Origin of the sequence: Pseudomonas putida (assembly GCF_002741075.1) — a bacterium.
Taxonomy (GTDB): Bacteria; Pseudomonadota; Gammaproteobacteria; order Pseudomonadales; family Pseudomonadaceae; genus Aquipseudomonas; species Aquipseudomonas putida_T.
Genome location: NZ_CP016634.1, coordinates 1,567,561 through 1,581,190 on the forward strand (window position 1 = coordinate 1,567,561; position 13,630 = coordinate 1,581,190).

12 protein-coding genes are annotated in these 13,630 nt (G+C 65.2%); 5 read left to right on the forward strand and 7 right to left on the reverse strand.

Translation table 11 applies throughout. The features are described from left to right. Positions 1 to 87: 87 nt before the first annotated feature. Both IEC33019_RS07350 and IEC33019_RS07355 read right to left on the reverse strand, forming a co-directional pair. On the reverse strand, positions 88 to 2,088 hold the full coding sequence (locus IEC33019_RS07350; RefSeq protein ID WP_070090911.1) for a peptidase U32 family protein: 2,001 nt from the start codon (positions 2,086 to 2,088) through the stop codon (positions 88 to 90). A gap of 309 nt (positions 2,089 to 2,397) precedes the next feature. Further along, a complete protein-coding gene (locus IEC33019_RS07355) occupies positions 2,398 to 2,778 on the reverse strand; it encodes a RidA family protein (RefSeq protein WP_070090910.1) in 381 nt (126 codons plus the stop codon). A 170-nt stretch (positions 2,779 to 2,948) separates the two neighbouring features. On the opposite strand from IEC33019_RS07355, the gene IEC33019_RS07360 reads away from it, so the two are divergent. Next, on the forward strand, positions 2,949 to 3,644 hold the full coding sequence (locus tag IEC33019_RS07360; protein ID WP_070090909.1) for a tRNA (adenine(22)-N(1))-methyltransferase: 696 nt from the start codon (positions 2,949 to 2,951) through the stop codon (positions 3,642 to 3,644). A 6-nt stretch (positions 3,645 to 3,650) separates the two neighbouring features. Here the strand turns inward: IEC33019_RS07360 and IEC33019_RS07365 are convergent, their stop codons facing one another. Further along, a complete protein-coding gene (locus IEC33019_RS07365) occupies positions 3,651 to 3,920 on the reverse strand; it encodes a DUF2790 domain-containing protein (protein WP_070090908.1) in 270 nt (89 codons plus the stop codon). Positions 3,921 to 4,040: 120 nt separating this feature from the next. On the opposite strand from IEC33019_RS07365, the gene IEC33019_RS07370 reads away from it, so the two are divergent. Further along, the gene (locus tag IEC33019_RS07370; protein ID WP_070090907.1) at positions 4,041 to 4,970 is read left to right on the forward strand and encodes a LysR family transcriptional regulator; all 930 of its coding nucleotides are present in this window, start codon (positions 4,041 to 4,043) and stop codon (positions 4,968 to 4,970) included. Between the two features lie 122 nt (positions 4,971 to 5,092). Here the strand turns inward: IEC33019_RS07370 and IEC33019_RS07375 are convergent, their stop codons facing one another. Continuing rightward, on the reverse strand, positions 5,093 to 5,413 hold the full coding sequence (locus IEC33019_RS07375; RefSeq protein WP_070090906.1) for a hypothetical protein: 321 nt from the start codon (positions 5,411 to 5,413) through the stop codon (positions 5,093 to 5,095). Between the two features lie 142 nt (positions 5,414 to 5,555). Beyond that, the gene (locus IEC33019_RS07380; protein WP_070090905.1) at positions 5,556 to 6,860 is read right to left on the reverse strand and encodes an MFS transporter; all 1,305 of its coding nucleotides are present in this window, start codon (positions 6,858 to 6,860) and stop codon (positions 5,556 to 5,558) included. Between the two features lie 325 nt (positions 6,861 to 7,185). Here IEC33019_RS07380 and IEC33019_RS07385 point away from each other — a divergent pair, with 325 nt between their 5' ends. The 3 genes from IEC33019_RS07385 (at position 7,186) to IEC33019_RS07395 (ending at position 10,786) form a co-directional block, all read left to right on the forward strand. Continuing rightward, entirely contained in the window at positions 7,186 to 8,061 is an 876-nt protein-coding gene (locus tag IEC33019_RS07385) for an AEC family transporter (RefSeq protein ID WP_070090904.1), read from the forward strand. A 142-nt stretch (positions 8,062 to 8,203) separates the two neighbouring features. Then, complete coding sequence (ppk2, locus tag IEC33019_RS07390; protein WP_070090903.1) at positions 8,204 to 9,022, forward strand: polyphosphate kinase 2; 819 nt, start codon at positions 8,204 to 8,206, stop codon at positions 9,020 to 9,022. Between the two features lie 9 nt (positions 9,023 to 9,031). Continuing rightward, a complete protein-coding gene (locus tag IEC33019_RS07395; RefSeq protein ID WP_070090902.1) occupies positions 9,032 to 10,786 on the forward strand; it encodes a SulP family inorganic anion transporter in 1,755 nt (584 codons plus the stop codon). Positions 10,787 to 10,795: 9 nt separating this feature from the next. On the opposite strand, the gene IEC33019_RS07400 is transcribed toward IEC33019_RS07395, so the two are convergent. Beyond that, positions 10,796 to 11,923, reverse strand: coding sequence for an HlyD family secretion protein (locus tag IEC33019_RS07400; protein WP_070090901.1), 1,128 nt, complete (start codon positions 11,921 to 11,923; stop codon positions 10,796 to 10,798). Next, positions 11,920 to 13,569 carry an MFS transporter gene (locus IEC33019_RS07405; protein WP_070090900.1) on the reverse strand — a complete coding sequence of 550 codons (1,650 nt, stop codon included), beginning with the start codon at positions 13,567 to 13,569 and terminating at the stop codon, positions 11,920 to 11,922. The genes IEC33019_RS07400 and IEC33019_RS07405 overlap by 4 nt, the downstream gene beginning before the upstream one ends. Positions 13,570 to 13,630: the final 61 nt, after the last annotated feature.

The following is a 13,630-nucleotide window of genomic DNA, read 5'->3' on the forward strand; positions in this document are numbered from 1 at the left end:
ACAGCGGTATTTGGTGTACCAGAGTGCCAACTTCGAGGCGCCGTGAACAGGCACAAAAAAGGGGGCTCATGGCCCCCTGTTCGGTCATCAGTGCGGCGCGCGCGGGATGGTCTTGAGCAGGTCTTCCGGGCTGATGTGCCCGACCACCTGGGCCACGGCGCTGCCTGGGGTCGGTAGGTCGATGATGTGGTCCTTCATCTTGCCGATCACATGCATCTCGCAGGGTTTGCAGTCGAACTTGAGGGTCAGCACTTCATCGCCATGCACCAGTTGCATCGGTGCGACCTTGGTACGTACGCCGGTGACGCCCTTGGCCTGTTTGGGACACAGGTTGAAGGAGAAACGCAGGCAGTGCTTGGTGATCATCACTGGCACCTCGCCGTGCTCTTCGTGCGCTTCGAAGGCAGCATCGATCAGCTTCACGCCATGGCGATGATAGAAGTCGCGTGCCTTCTGGTTGTAGACGTTGGCCAGGAACGACAGGTGCGCCTCAGGGTAGACCGGTGGTGGGGTGGTCTCGGCCTTGCGCCCGCCACGGGGGTGAGCCTTGACCCGCGCCTCGGTAAGCGCCTCGATGGCTTCGCGGCGCAGGGCCTTGAGCTGCGAGTTGGGGATGAAGTACGCCTGCGGAGCGTCCAGCTCGATGGCGTCTGCGTGGTACTGGGTGGTGCCCAGTTGGCCGAGCAGGTCGTGCAGTTGATCCAAGGCCTGCTGGGGCTTGTTGGCTTCACCGAACGGGCCGTCCAGGGCGACCTGCACGCTGACGCCCTCTTCACTGGTGACCGTCAGCGCCAGGCGCTGTTCGCGCAGCACCGCGTGCCATTCGACACCCACACGACGCTCGGCGGAGGTGCGTTGCAGCGCCTGCTGCCAGTTGTGGTCCAGGTTGCGTGAGAGCGGATGGTTCGGGCGCAGCTTGTGCAGGCCCTCGGGCATCTCGTTGGGTTCGACGCGGTAGCGGTAGCGTTTCTGGCCGTCTTCGTCGAACTCGCCCTTGGGTTCGGCGATGTTGGCCCGGAAGCCCACCACTTCACGCTTGACCAGCACGTTGAGGCCATCGCCGTTGGTCAGCGGCACCTCGGTGACCACCAGCAGGTCGCGCTTGCCGACTTTCTCCACCACGCCCACCGGCAGGCCGGTGAAGGTGGGCGAGTCGAAGGCGCCGATGTCGATCTTGCGGTCACTGACGAAGTAGTCGGTGCTGCCGCGGTGGAAGGTCTTGTCCGGATCGGGCACGAAGAAGTGCTCGGTGCGACCGCTCGAAGCGCGGGCCAGGTCCGGGCGGTCTTCGAGGATGGCGTCGAGTTCCTTGCGGTAGTGGGCGGTGATGTTCTTCACATAGCCCATGTCCTTGTAGCGGCCTTCGATCTTGAACGAGCGCACGCCGGCATCGACCAAGTCGCGCAGGTTGGCGGTCTGGTTGTTGTCTTTCATCGACAGCAGGTGCTTTTCGAACGCCACCACACGGCCCTGGTCATCCTTGAGGGTGTAGGGCAGGCGGCAGGCCTGGGAGCAATCGCCACGGTTGGCGCTGCGGCCGGTCTGGGCGTGGGAGATGTTGCACTGGCCGGAGAAGGCCACGCACAGGGCGCCATGGATGAAGAACTCGATGGTCGCATCGGTCTCGCTGGCGATGGCGCGGATCTGCTGCAGGTTCAGTTCGCGCGCTAGCACCAGCTGGGAGAAGCCGGCCTGGTCGAGAAACTTGGCTCGCTCCAGGGTGCGGATGTCGGTCTGGGTGCTGGCGTGCAGCTCGATCGGAGGGATGTCCAGCTCCATCACCCCCAGGTCCTGGACGATCAGCGCATCGACACCAGCGTCGTAGAGCTGGTGGATCAGCTGGCGGGCAGGCTCGAGTTCGTTGTCATGCAGGATGGTGTTGATGGTGGTGAAGACGCGCGCGTGGTAGCGGTGGGCGAACTCCACCAACTCGGCGATATCGCTGACTTCGTTGCACGCGTTGTGGCGGGCACCGAAGCTCGGGCCGCCGATATAGATGGCGTCAGCGCCGTGCAGGATCGCTTCGCGGGCGATGGCCACGTCACGGGCAGGGCTGAGCAGTTCCAGATGATTCTTTGGGAGGGACATGTCGTTAGGGTCGGGCTGTCACGGTCAAGGCGCGCATTGTACCGGTGAAATGGCCCGGGGGCATCCATCGGCTGTCCGATGGTGGCAGGCGGGTACGGCTGACGATGAATACGTCGGTGATTTCACCATCGCATTCGCGGGTAAACCCGCACAAGGTCGATCCCACCCCCTGGGCGAGGGGTAAACACACTCCCAACAGGCCACGCGCAGACCCTGTGGGAGCGGGTTTACCCGCGAAGCAGACGCCGCGGAGCCAGACGTTTGGGCTTAACGTGCAGCAGTCAATGACACCGGGCTTTCAACAGGGGGTCAGGCCTTGGCCGCCATCGCCGTGACTTCCACGCGCATCCCTTCGACCGCCAGCGAGGCCACGCCAACTGCCGCCCGCACAGGCCAGGGCTTGGCGAAGAAGCGCTGGTACACCTCGTTGAATGCCGGGCGATCGGCCATGTCGGTCAGGTAGATGGTCAGGTGCAGCACGCGGTCCATGGAGCTGCCGGCGCGCTCCAGGGCATCCTTGAGGGCCTGCAGGGTGCATTCGCTCTGCTCGACGATGCCGCCAAGCTCCAGGCTGCCGTCGGCGCGGGTCGGGATCTGGGTGGTGACCAGCAGGCCGCGAAAATCCGCGACGTCGGAGGAGATGGACTCAGGATCCGGGTCCGGGATGAAGGTGATGTCTGCGTTTGCCATGAGGTATTTGCCTTGCAACGGAAGGAAACCGGCAAGCCTACGCGAGCGGCCCGGGCGGGTCGAGCGGTGGCTCTGGTCGGCGGTATTTGAAATGCCGGGCATTGCTCGTCAGAATCGCGCCCCGAACCGGCCAATGGCGCCGGTCGAATGTTGCGAAAAAGGGGCAAGGGTTGAACGAACAGACATTGTCGATGCGCCTGGAGCGCGTGGCGGCCCATGTGCCGGCCGGGGCACGACTGGCCGATATCGGCTCGGACCACGGCTATCTGCCGGTGGCGCTGATGCTGCGTGGCCGCATCGAAGCCGCCGTGGCTGGCGAGGCGGCGATGACGCCGTTTCGCTCAGCCCAACGCAAGGTGCGCAAGAACGGCCTGGAGCAGGCGATCACCGTGCGTCTGGCAGATGGCCTGGAGGCCATCGAGCCTCAGGACCGCATCGACGCCATCAGCCTGTGCGGAATGGGTGGGGAGAAGATTCGCGAGATTCTCGAACGGGGCAAGGATCGGCTGAGCGGCAAGGAGCGGCTGATTCTGCAGCCGAACGTACGCGAAGGCACCCTGCGCGAGTGGCTGATGCAAAACGACTACCGCATCGTCTGCGAGGAGTTGCTGGAGGAAAACGCGTTCACCTACGAGATCATCGTGGCCGAACCTTGCCAGGCGGTGGCGTATACCCCCGAGCAGCTGTACTTCGGGCCTTTGCTGATGCAGGAGCGCAGCCCGGCGTTTCTGGCCAAGTGGGGCCTGAACCTGCAACGCAAACAGCGGGTCATGGCGCATTTCGCCCGTGCCCGCCAGGCAGTGCCTGAACAGAAGGCCCAGGAAGTGGCCCTGCAGGTGCGCTGGATCCAGCAGTTGCTGGCGTAAGCCCCGTTACAGCTGCGAGCAGTTGCCCATTTCCCGGTAGTCGACCTTGTGGGTTTGGCCTTGGTGGTCGATGTAGACCATATGGGCGGTACCCACCGCGCAATCGACCGCGTTGCTGGCTGGGGTGATGGAAATCACTTTGGCCACATCCAGGGGCATGCCGTATTCGTAGGTCTCGCTGGTGGCCGCGACGGGTTGGTTGCTCGCAGGATCGGCGACGGCGCCGAACGAGGCCAAGGCAGCGAACAGGGCGAGGAAGGCGATCGAAGGTTTCATGGCAGGTTTCTCTTTTGGCGATGACTCATGATGTATTTCTTGGGGATTGCCAATAAAGAGACTGTTCCGTGATAGATTCCTGCTTCGAATGCACGAATAGGTCACAAGGAACGACGCACCATGGACATGCTGCACGCCATGCGAACTTTCGCCCGGGTAGTGGAATGCGGCAGTTTCGCCGCCGCCGCCAACGCCCTGGATATTTCTGCCGCCCAGGTGTCTCGGATCGTCGCGGAACTGGAAAACCAGCTGCAGACCCGCCTGCTGCACCGCACTACCCGGCGTCTGCGCATGAGCGAGGCGGGCGAGCGGTTCCTTGAGCGCTCGCGGCAGATCCTGTCGCTGACTGATGAAGCGATGGACGAGGCACGCGGCGCCCACCTCACGCCTCGGGGGCGGTTGCGCCTTCATTGCTCCCATGGCCTGGGGCTATTGATGATGCCGCTGGTGGCCCGCTACAACGCCAGTTGCCCGGAAGTGGTCATGGAGCTGACCTTGTCCCAGCGCAACCCGGACCCTCTGGCGGACGGCCAGGACGTGGTGATCGCCATCGGCCAGGGCCTGCCGGATTCACAACTGATCGCCATCCCTCTGGGCAGCATCCACAGCATTCTCTGCGCCTCTCCCGACTACCTCGCCCGCCATGGCGTGCCCCAGCGCCCGGAAGATCTGCACGGGCATGTATGCCTGCGCACGGTGGACCCGTTGTTCGAGGAGGACTGGTCGTTCGAGGGGGAGAACCCTTGCGTGATCGTGCCCCAGGACACTTTCCTGACCAACGTGGCCGACGCCATGCTCAAGGCCACGGAGCTTGGCATGGGCATCGGCCTGCTGCCGTACTACTCCGCGACCCAAGCGATCGAGCAAGGGCGGCTGTGCCGCTTGCTCGCGCCCCATCGGCTGCGTCAGCGGGAGATCTATGCGATCTACCCGTCACGGCATTACCTGGACGCCAAGGTGCGCACTTGGCTGGACTTTCTCAAGGAGCAGTTGCCGCTGTTGTTCCAGGCCCATGAGCAGGTGGCGGACGATCCGCGCTACTGGCGCTGACCCTTGCGGGGCGGCCCTGAGGTGTCCTCTTGGCGGTTGAACCCACAACACGATCCAGGGCAGCACCTCATGCCATCCTCGGGTTTGGCCCGGCATCTATTCCAGGCCAATCCAACGTCTGTTCAGCGGCTGTCCTGATCCTCGGCGGCACCGCCCGAGGCACCTGCACCGGTGCCGGTGGCCTCACCTGTGTTGTTCGAGCCCCCGGTGGTGCCGTCGGGTACGTCGGAGCTGGGGTTGGTTTCGCTGCTGTCGTTGTCGCGGGTGCTGTCTGGGTCATTGACACTGTTGCCTTGGCCGCCGGTGTTGCCTTGGGAATGCTCACCGGAGGAGTGGTCGGCCTTGGGGTGGGTGTCGGTGCCGTTCATGTCGGTGGCGGCCAGGCTGGCGGTGGTGGTCAGGCCCAGGCACAGGGCGAGGAACAGGGGCTGGAAGCGAACCATGGCGAATCTCCTGTCGGGATGATTGTCCTGTGTTCGGCCGTGGGAGACGGGGCAGGGTGCCTTTCAGGCGACGGATGGTCAGGGGATAAATAGGTGGGAGCGTCGGTTCGACGCTCCCACAGGGCCTTGCCGGGTCAGCCCATCATGAGGCGGATTCGGCGCGCTGCGAGGAGGTGTCGCTACTCGCCGCCTCGCCCATGGGCGGATGCTCTTGGGCCGCATGCATCAGTTCCTCGGTCACCCGCAGCTCGGCGCCGGTCGGCGAAAAGGTCGCCGTCGGTGCGAAGGGCGCCGGGTGTTCCGGGGCCGGTCGCTTGCCGCGGCGCCACAGGAAGAACCCCACCATCGCCAGGTTGATCACGGCAAAGGCCCAGAACAGCCCGGTCTCGCCATAGGCGTTCATCACCGGGGAGATCGCCAGCGGGGCCATGGACGAGCCCAGCGAGTTGATCAGCAGCAGGCCCTGGATCATCGGCACCAGCGCATCGGCCGGGGCACGGTCGGCCGCACTGCTGACTGCCACCGGGTACATGGCGAATACGCCGCCGCCGAGCAAGAACAGCATGGCTGGCAGCAGTTGCGAGTCAGCCGGCAGCAGCACGATCACGACGGACAGCAGGGTACACATCGCCGCCAGGGCGACCAGCACGGTTTGCCGGTCCTTGCGGTCGGACCAACGCCCTACCGGATACTGGAGCAGCATTGCGCCGAGGATCACCCAGGCCATCATGTTGCCGATCTCGCCCACGTCCAGGCCGATGCGTTGCAGGTACAGCGGCAGCAGGGCGTAGATCCCGGCGATGGCCACGCCTGAGCCGAAGCAGCCGACCAGGCCGGTCGGGGCGATGCCCAGCAGCTGGCGCGGCTTGAGGGGCTCGACCTGATCGAGCAGCGGCGAGACCCGCGGCAGGATCACGATCGGCAGCACAGACAAGGTGGCGAGCATGCCAGCGACCATGAACGGTGCGGTCTCGCCCCAGCCGGTGACTTCGCCTAGCGTCGCCTGGGCCAGCACCCCGGCGCCGTAGAAGGCGATCATGTACAGCGCCAGCAGGCGGCCACGGATCTTCGGATCGCCCGCGAGCAGCAGCCAGCTCTCGATGACCAAGAAAACGCCGACCGCGGCCCAGCCGTTGATCAGGCGCAGGGCGAACCACCAGGTGGTGTCATAGAACAGGCCCTGCAACAGGATGGTCGCGGCGATCAGCGAGGCGAAGCTGGTATAGGCGCGGATATGGCCGATGCGCAGAATGAGCCTGTCGTTGAAGATCGCCCCCAGCGTCAGGCCGATGAAGTAGGCCGACGAGACGATGCCGATCATGGTGGCCGATTCGCCAGCCGAGCCCAGGCGCAAGGTGGTAAGGGAGGACAGAAAGCCGTTGCCCAGGGCAATGATGAACAGCCCGAGCAGGGGTGCCAGCGCCATGGCCAGCAAACGCGGAGACATAGTTACCTCTAGTTGGAAAACGCCGAACGTGTGCCTTTTCGGTGGGCGCAAGGGCTGCGCGGGTGTGCCTGGCTGTCGGTGCGAGCGAGGTGCGGCTCGGCCGTCTGGGATGACGGGCATGGCCGCAGAGCGAAAAGGCGGCGCGATTCTAAGGCCTGGGCGATGGCCCGGCCCTGCGACCAGAAGCCGCACCGAGCAAAACTCAAGCCGTTGCACGTCCTTGTCGGCGCGGCATACAGAAAACGTGGGACCGGGAGAAAAGCGTTTCCACCGTTCTGGAAGGAAAACCGCATAATGTCGCTTCGACTCTCGGGGGATCCGCTTCATGCTGGCTTCGTTGTTCGCCGTCCTGGCGCCTGTCTTCATCGTTGCCGGTATCGGCTATGGCTGGGCCCGCCGTGGTCTGGACTATCCCACCGAATTCATCGCCCGCATCGTCATGACGGTCGGCACGCCATCGCTGGTGCTCTCGACCCTCAGCCGCACGCAACTGGACCCCGCAGCCTTCACCAGCATGGCCGTCGCCTGCGTGCTGTGCATGCTGGGCATGGCGCTGGCCGGGTTTCTCGTCAGCCGCGCGTCGGGCCAGCACTGGCGTGTGCTGATGCCGGCGTTCATGTTTCCCAACACCGGCAACATGGGCCTGCCGATCAGCCTGTATGCCTTCGGCGAGCATGGCCTGGCGTTGGCGGTGGCGTTCTTCCTGACCTTGTCGATCTTCCAGTTCACCTTAGGCATTGCCATGTCCGGTGCCAGCGCGTCCTTCAAGGCCCTGCTGCGCAACCCGATCGTGATCAGTCTCGCAGGGGCTCTGCCAATCATCTTCCTGGACCTGGAATTGCCGCGCTGGCTGGCCAACACCGCCGACCTGCTCGGTGGCATGACCATCCCGCTGATGCTGCTCACGCTGGGCGTGTCCCTTGCCAGCATCCGTCTGCATCACGTCGGCAGCGGCTTGTTGCTCGGCGGTCTGCGCATCGTGCTGGGTGCGGTGGTGGGGTGGGGCGTGGGCACCGCACTGGGGTTGGAATCGCTGGAGCGCGCGGTACTGGTGGTGCAGTCCTCGATGCCGGTGGCGGTATTCAACTACCTGCTCGCGGTGCGGGCCAACCGGTCTCCCGAGCAGGTGGCCAACCTGGTGATGTGTTCGACGGTGCTGTCCTTCGCCTGGCTGCCGGCGGTGCTGGCCTGGTGGCTGTAGGCCGCGGGTGCGGCATCCTGTCTCGCCGACAGGCAAAGTGCCACGGCTCATCCATACTCCACTGGCCTGTCGCGTCCATGCGCCAGGCTCAGGCGTCACCGGCAGCGCCGGGACAACCCTCGGTTTGCAAGAGGAGCATGCGATGGCCAAGGCCGTGAACAAGAAGCACAAGGATGAGCTCCCGGAAAAACTGGGACGCAAAGCCTACGAACAGGAGCTCAAGCGCCTGCATGTGGAGCTGGTCAAGCTCCAGCAGTGGGTGGTGGCCAAGGGGCTCAAGGTGTGTATCGTTTTCGAGGGGCGCGACGGTGCCGGCAAGGGCGGTACGATCAAGGCCCTCACCGAACGGGTCAGCCCTCGCGTCTTTCGTGTGGTGGCGCTGCCGGCGCCAACCGAGCGCGAGAAGACCCAGATCTATGCCCAGCGCTACCTGACCCACCTGCCGGCGGCGGGCGAGGTGGTGATCTTCGACCGCAGTTGGTACAACCGCGCCGGGGTCGAGCGGGTGATGGGCTTTTGCACCGAGGAGCAGGCACACAAGTTTCTCGCCGTGGTGCCGCTGTTCGAGCGGATGATGATCGATTCGGGGATCATCCTGATCAAGTACTGGCTGGAGGTGAGCGCCGAGGAGCAGACCCGCCGCCTGCAGGATCGCATCAACGATGGGCGCAAGCTTTGGAAGCTCTCGCCCATGGACATCAAGTCCTATACCCGCTGGGACGACTACACCCGCGCCCGCGACGACATGTTCGCCGCCTCCGATTCATCCTGGGCACCATGGTTCATGGCGCGCTCCGAGGACAAGCGCAAGGCGCGGCTGAACATCATCAGCCATTTCCTGCAGCAGATCCCTTACCAGGACCTGAGCGCCAAGCAGAAGATCGTCTTGCCCAAGCGCGGCAAGATCGGCAAGTACAAGGCGGTGCCATACCCGTTCAAGATGGTCTCCGAGCGCTACTGAGGCCCGCACATGGACACCTCGACACCACCGCCAAAGCCCTTGGCCTATGCGGCGCGCCCGCTCGATCGCGGCTGGCAGCGCTGGGTGCCGGGCCTGCGTGTGGCGCGCCAGTACCCGATGGCGTGGCTGCCCAAGGATCTGATCGCAGGGCTGGTGCTCACCGCCATGCTGGTGCCGGTCGGCATCGCCTATGCGCAGGCGTCCGGTGTCCCGGGCATCCACGGTCTGTACGCGACCATCGTGCCGTTGCTGGCTTACGCCCTGTTCGGTCCCAGCCGCATCCTGGTGCTGGGCCCGGACTCTGCGCTGGTGCCGATCATCCTGGCTGTGGTGCTGCCGTTGGCGGCAGGCGATCCGGGGCGGGCTGTCACCCTGGCGGCGGCCATGGCGCTGGTCTCGGGACTGATCTGCATCGGCGCAGGCCTGATGCGCCTGGGGTTCATCACCGAGCTGCTGTCCAAGCCCATTCGCTATGGCTATATGAACGGCATTGCCCTAGCGGTGCTGGTCAGCCAGGCGCCCAAGCTGTTCGGCATCTCCGGCCAGAGCACCGGGCCACTGCGCGATACCGTGCAACTGTTCAACGCCCTGTTGGAGGGTAAGGCCAACTGGCATGCCTTCGCCTTGGGGGCGGGTACGCTGGTGATCATCTTGCTGCTCAAACGCTGGGAGCGCTTGCCGGGCATCCTGATCGCCGTGGTGGCCGCGACCGTGGTCTCCGGGCTGATGGGGTTGGAGGCCGCCCATGCGGTGAAGGTGGTGGGTTCGCTGCCTCAGGGCTTGCCTGGGTTCGCGCTGCCGTTGATCGGCTTCAATGACCTGGCCACCGTGGTCATCGGTGGTGCGGCGGTGGCGCTGGTGTCGTTCGCCGATACCAGCGTGCTGTCACGTACTTATGCCGCCAAGACCCGCTCCCAGGTGGATCCGAACCAGGAGATGGTCGGGCTGGGGCTGGCCAATCTGGCCACCGGGCTCTTCCAGGGCATCCCGGTCAGCAGCAGTTCCTCCCGCACGCCGGTGGCCGAGGCTGCGGGGGCGCGCAGCCAGCTGGCGGGTGTGTTCGGTGCGCTGGGCGTCGCGCTGTTGCTGGTGCTCGCGCCCGACCTGCTGCGCCACCTGCCACAGAGCGCCCTGGCGGCGGTGGTGATCGCTGCGGCGCTCGGGTTGTTCGAATTCAGGGACCTGGCGCGGATCTATCGCATCCAGCGCTGGGAGTTCTGGTTGTCGATCACCTGTTTCGTCGGGGTGGCAGTTTTCGGCGCGGTGCCGGGCATCGGCATCGCGGTGGTCATCGCAGTGATCGAGTTTCTCTGGGATGGCTGGCGCCCGCACTATGCGGTGCTGGGCCGGGTCGATGGGATCCGGGGCTACCATGATGTGTCCCGCTATCCCCACGCTCGCCGAGTGCCGGGGCTGGTGCTGTTTCGCTGGGATGCGCCGCTGTTCTTCGCCAATGCCGAACTGTTCCAGCGCTGTGTGCTGGAGGCCGTGGCAGGGGCAGGGGGCGAGGTGCGGCGGGTGGTGGTCGCTGCGGAGCCTGTGACCAGCGTCGACGTGACGTCCGCCGATATGCTCGTGGAACTGGAGCAAACCCTGCGCGAAGCCGGTGTGGAGCTGCATTTTGCCGAGGTCAAGGACCCGGTGAGAGACAAACTGCTGCGCCTTGAAGTGCTGAGTCACATCGGCAGCGATATCTTCCAGCCCACGGTGGGCGCTGCCGTGGACACCTATCTGGAGGACCACGCCGTGGATTGGACACCGTGAGCGGCCAGGTCACTCACGGGTATCGATGCTCACCACCACCGACATCCCCGGGCGCAGCCGCTTGGCCTCCGGTTGGTCGGGCTCGACGGTGATCCGCACCGGAATGCGCTGGGCGATCTTCACGAAGTTGCCGGTGGCGTTGTCGGCCTGCAGCAAGGCGAACTCGGAGCCGGTGGCCGGCGAGATCTGCTGCACCTGCCCCCGCAACTTGAGGTGGTCGAGCGCATCGACGGTGAAGGAGACCGGCTGGCCGATGCGCACATGGGCCATCTGGGTTTCCTTCATGTTGGCGATGACCCAAAGGGTATCGGGGACCAGCGCCATCAACTGTGCGCCTGAGTTGACGTAGGCGCCCAGGCGCGTGCCGATCTGCCCCAACTGACCGTCGCGCGGCGCGGTCACGCGGGTGTTGTCCAGGTCGATGCGGGCGAGTTCGACCGCGGCCTTGGCGTTTTCCACGGCCGCTTCCAGGGCCGCGCGGTTGACCACCACGGTGGCTTTGTCCTGACGGGCGATTTCCAGTGCCGCCTTGGCCTGTTCCAGAGTGGCGATCGCGGCGGCATGGCTGGCCCGGCTCAGGTCCAGCTCCCGGCGTGAGACCGAGCCATCGCTGACCAATGCCTGGTTGCGGCGCAGGTCGGCCTGGGCCTTGTCCGCCTGGGCGGTGGCATCCAGGATGGCGGCCTCGCGCTGGGTGATGGCGGCTTCGGCACTCTTGCGCTGTTGCAGGTTGTTGGCCAGCGCCGCCTGCTGCTGTTGCAACTGGGCGATGGACTGCGCCAGACGCTGGGTGTAGATGCGATCGTCCAGGCGCACCAGCAGGTCGCCACGTTTGACGAACTGGAAGTCATGCACCGGCACCTCGACGATGTAACCGGCCAGTTGCGGGCCGATGATCGTCACCTGGCCGCGCACCAGGGCATTTTCGGTACTTTCGATGGCGCTGCTGAACGGCGGCAGGCGCCAGGCATAGAGCACCAGCAGGATGCCGGCCAGCGCCACACAGGCGAAACTGAGCGAGGAAAGCAGACGCACGCGGCGCGTGCGCGTCGGGTCGCCCGGCCCGCTGGGCGGTGCGGTGCCCTCCGGGGTTTCGGCGATGGCAGTGGTGGTCGTGGATTGGGTGGGCTGGGTCATTGGGTCGAAGCGCCGCTGGTGGTGTCGGGGGAGGCCACAGGTTGCGCCGCGCGGCGCAGCCAGTAGCTGCGAATCAAAATCCAGATCATGGTCGCCACGGCGATGGCGCCGATGAGCATGAACACATCGTTGTAGGCCAGGATGTTGGCCTCACGGGTCGCCGCGCTGGCCAAAAGACGCGTGCCGATCTCGGTGCGCAGGGCGGGGTCGGCAATCAGCCCGGCGTACCCGCCGCCGCCGCCCTGGACCCTGGCGTTGACCAGCGGTTCGAGCGCGCTCAAGCGTTCGACCAGGTTGCTGGAGTGGAACTTCTCCCGCGCCGTCTGGAAGGTGCCCAACAAGGCCGCACCGATCAGTCCGCCGAGGTTGTTGCAGATCCCGAACATCACCGAGAAGCTGACCAGGTTGCGTGGGTTGGCGCGCACGTGACTGATGCCCAGGGCCATGGAAGGGCCCAGGAAGAACGTGCTGCCAAAGGCCAGCAGGAACTGGCTCAGGTACATCTGCTCGGGCCGGGTCAGGTTGCTGGAGCTCGCATCCATGAAGGCCCCGGTGGCCATCGCCGCCAGGGAGATGAACAGCGGCGTGACCAGGTGCGTCGGGTTGATGGTCAAGGCGCTGGTCGCAAGGCCTGTGGCCGCGCCCAGCAGCATGATCCAATACAGGCTGCGCATCTGTTCACTGCCCATGTTCAGTGCCTGCAGGAAGCCCACCGCACCGGTGGATTGCTCGGAGGTGACCATGCGTATGAGCACCACGCACAAGGCCAGGCGCACCACTGCGCCGCTGCCCAGCCAGCGTGTCATCAGCAATGGGTTGGTGCGGTTGTGCTCGATGGCAAGGCCCGAGCAGACCAGGGCGATGGATGACGCCAGGGCCACGCCGATCCAGGGCGCCTCAAGCCACCAGTCGATACGCCCGAGTGAAAGCACGGCGCAGAGCAGGGCGGTGCCGCTGGCCATCAGCGAGAAGGTCAGAAAGTCCAGGGGTTCGAAGGTCTTGAAGCGATCCCCAGGTGGCAGTTTGAGCTGCAGGACGCAGCCCAGCGCGGCGAGCGCCAGGCCCAGCTCGAACATGTAGAGGCCACGCCATTCGGCGATCTGCAACAGGTCTTCGGAAAACACCCGGGCCAGCGGCACCGCCAGTTGCGAGGCGCCCAGGCCCAGCACCATGGCCTTGAGCCGCCACTGCGCGGGGAAGGCCTGGATCATGTAGTAAAGCCCCAAGGAACTGAGCGCCGCGCCGACCATGCCGTGGGCGGCGCGGACCGCGATGGCCGAGTTGAGGTCGTTGACGAACAGGTGGGCGAAGGTGACCAGGGCGTAGAGCACCAGGAAGACCTCGGTGAACGCGCGCAGGCCGAACTGCTGACGAAACTTCACCAGCAGCAGGTTCATCGAGACGTTGGTCATCACGAACGCGGCGGGCAGCCAGGCCATCTCTGCGCTGGTCGCGCCCAGGGCGCCCTGCAGGAAGGACAGGTTGGCGGTGACCAGCGCATTGCCCAGGCCGCCGGTGATCGCCACCAAAAGGCCCACCGCGCCATAGGCCAGGCGTTTGCCGGGGGCGTGCAGGGGCGTGGAGGGCGAGCCAGGCAGACTGGGCTTTTCGTGGGGGAGCCATTGGCGTGGCGCGTATTTGTCCATTGGTGATGCAGCCCTTGGTCGCGTGGAAAAACTCTACGCGACTGGTGGTGGGAATGAAAAT